1 protein-coding gene is annotated in these 1,483 nt (G+C 51.0%); it reads left to right on the top strand.

The window, feature by feature from the left end; all coding sequences use genetic code 11:
- Window positions 1-1,466 (top strand): IS66 family transposase (gene tnpC / locus I6E40_RS10540; RefSeq protein ID WP_235387205.1); only part of this gene is annotated, 1,466 nt, incomplete at its 5' end.
- Between the last annotated feature and the right edge of the window lie 17 nt (window positions 1,467-1,483).

Raw genomic sequence — 1,483 nt, 5'->3', positions numbered from 1 at the left:
ATTTAAAAGCAAGAATTGCTTATCTCGAACGTCAGCTCTACGGAGCAAAACCCGACCGTCTCTCCCGTAAGAACAAGCAGAAGGCTGACCAGTCTGATTTGTTCGACAAGGAGTTCAAGGATGCGTACGAAGATAAACACAAAGAGATAGAGAAAACGGTCAAAGATATAGAAGCGGAGACCGCAAAGCGCAAGGCACAGGCAGAAAAGACAAAGCCGTCCCGTCCGTCATCATACCGTTATGAAGGACTGGAAGAGCGTGTGTTTGTCATTGAGCCCGAGAACATCAACCCGGAAGACTACGAAAAGATTGGCGAAGATGTCCAGAGAATACTGCACTACGTTCCCGCTCAACTCTGGGTTGAAGTTATCAAACGTCCCATTTACCGTCTGAAAGCGGACAAGAATGCGCTCAAACCCCACATCTGTCAGGCGGAGGCTCCGAATCCCGTGATTGGCGGAGGTCATGTGGCGGCAGACATGTTGGCACAGATTGTTATTGACAAGTTCCGCGACCATCTTCCCGAATACAGACAGGTCAAGCGCTACGAAGATTTGGGAATGAAACTGCCAACCTCCACCCTCAACAATTGGGTACACGCCGTGGCGAACCGCCTCGCTCCCCTTTATGAAGCACAACGGCGAGATATTCGGGAAAGCGATTACCTGCAGGTGGACGAAGTGCCGTGGCGCATAGCTGACAGACCGGGTGCTTCACGCAAAGGATATACTTGGCAGTTCCTTGACAGCCGTCCAGACCCTCACGGTCTATACTTTTTCTACCTAAGCGGCAGTAGGGCGGGATACGTACCGCGAGCGGAACTGAAGGACTTTCACGGAGCGGTACAGAGCGACGGATACAAGGTTTACGACTATTTTGAAGAACAGGAAAATGTGACTCTGCTGGGTTGCATGGCTCATGTGCGCCGTAAATTCATTGATGCCCAAAAGAGTGCCCCGGAAGATGCAGCCAAAGCTGTTGAATGGATAGGGATGCTCTATAAACTTGAAGAGAACCTCAGGCAAAGCAAAGCGACGTTTGAGGAAAAGGCCGAGGCACGGCGCACAAAGGCTCTGCCCATCATGGATGCCATTGAGGCGTGGATGCAGATGATAAGCAAAAAATACACGCCCTCCGACTCCATGGGAAGAGCGTTGGAGTATGCCTACAAACTGTGGCCCCGCTTACGCCGCTATGCCCTTGATGGCAGATACCACATAGACAACAATCCCGTAGAGCGTGGTCAGCGCCCCACCGTCATGGGGCGCAAGAACTACCTGTTCAACAAAACCGATCAGAGTGCGGTTGACCACACCTACCTCTACACGCTGATTGAGAGTTGCGATGTTGTCGGAGTAGAACCGCTGCCCTGGCTCAAATATGTGTTGGAGAACCTTCACGATGACACCCCACCGGAGCAAATCAAGCAGATGCTTCCTTATTATTACAAAAAATCTCACGGATAACCCGTGAGATTTTTTTG

This window comes from Prevotellamassilia timonensis (genome assembly GCF_021531665.1).
Lineage (GTDB): Bacteria > Bacteroidota > Bacteroidia > Bacteroidales > Bacteroidaceae > Alloprevotella.
The sequence above is the reverse complement of the archived record's forward strand: the minus strand, read 5'-3'. Positions and strand labels throughout refer to the sequence as shown.